Origin of the sequence: Roseateles agri (assembly GCF_034043675.1) — a bacterium.
Classification (GTDB): Bacteria; Pseudomonadota; Gammaproteobacteria; order Burkholderiales; family Burkholderiaceae_C; genus KK5.
In genome coordinates this window covers 1-1,057 of the sequence record NZ_JAXCLA010000024.1, presented here as the reverse complement: position 1 = coordinate 1,057, position 1,057 = coordinate 1, and the positions used below count along the sequence as shown (strand labels likewise).

The 1,057-nt window shown below is 61.6% G+C and carries 2 protein-coding genes and 1 pseudogene; 1 reads left to right on the top strand and 2 read right to left on the bottom strand.

All coding sequences use genetic code 11. From position 1 onward, the window contains the following. Positions 1-185, top strand: a 185-nt coding sequence (locus SNE35_RS32040) for a hypothetical protein (RefSeq protein WP_320427134.1), incomplete at its 5' end; no start/stop codon positions are given. Positions 186-334: 149 nt separating this feature from the next. Here SNE35_RS32040 and SNE35_RS32035 read toward each other — a convergent pair. Together SNE35_RS32035 and SNE35_RS32030 are read right to left on the bottom strand one after the other, a co-directional pair. Beyond that, entirely contained in the window at positions 335-493 is a 159-nt protein-coding gene (locus SNE35_RS32035) for a hypothetical protein (protein ID WP_320427133.1), read from the bottom strand. A gap of 306 nt (positions 494-799) precedes the next feature. Beyond that, positions 800-1,057 (bottom strand): annotated as a pseudogene (locus SNE35_RS32030) (type II toxin-antitoxin system HipA family toxin); the annotation flags it as partial.

Here is a 1,057-nt window from a genome sequence, read left to right as displayed (position 1 = left end):
ATGGCTTCATGATCCTGCTCCTGTTGAAGAGCGAGGCGGATTGCCTCGCCGATCAACGGTGGCAGGAATGGCGGATCGAGTTCGGACCAATGCCGCCGGAGCAGCTACCGCGAGAGCGGTTTAGTCCTGTGGCCGGTTGGAGCCGACCCGATGCCTCGTCCTGGCAACACGAACTGGCCGCCTGAAAACATCCGCCCGGCGGACCGGAGCGCAGCGAGTACGGTCGGCACATGAATCGTGCCACCAAGTCTGAGCTGGCCGTTCTGGGCGATGTCCGCGACCAGGTCAAGGCCGCCTGAGTGCATAGAGCGATAAATTCGTAAGGCGCTTGCCTTCAAGGATCACCCTCGGGGTCTCGCACTCCCTCGAAACGTTCCCTCAATGCCAGGTAGAGGCCCTTCGCCTTCTCGAAGCGAGCACGGTCCATCGCCTCGGGATTCTGCGGCTGTTCGGCTGAAGGCGGATCGGCCGACTCGACCTCGATCAATTCCACTCTGACAACGTCGCCTACTCGGAGAGGTTCATGCTCCAGCCACGTTAGATGTTTGTTGGCGGAACCCTGCGGTCAGAAGGGCAACTCGTCTGCGACGAACGATGATTTGACCTGGACCGCGTCCTCGCCGAGGACGTCCATCATCGTGCGGGCGTTGCGCTGGCCCTGGACGGCCAAGGGCGTGGTGTTCATGATCCTGGAGGACGAGACGGGCTGCGTGCAGGTGTCGGCTCGACCGGCCGAAAGTGAATTGAACTGGCTCGCGGGCGTCGAGGACCTGTGGTTTTCCTCGTCCCGCCTGGGGTTCTAGGCCTCTTCGTTCTGGATGCCGTTGAGGAAGGCCTCCGCGGCCTTGTGAAAGCCGGTGGTGATTGAGTCCCAGACATGCATCGGGAAGTCTTCTGGAAGCTCCCTTTCCACCTGTTGGATTGCGTCCAGTACCGTGGTTGCAAGCCAGACCATCGCGCGCAACATATCCGGCACTCCGCTGCGTCGCGCTTCTAGGGCCCAGTGGCGTGGTTTCACGTAGTCCAGTTGCGAGTGCGCGGACTTTCCTCTCACGCT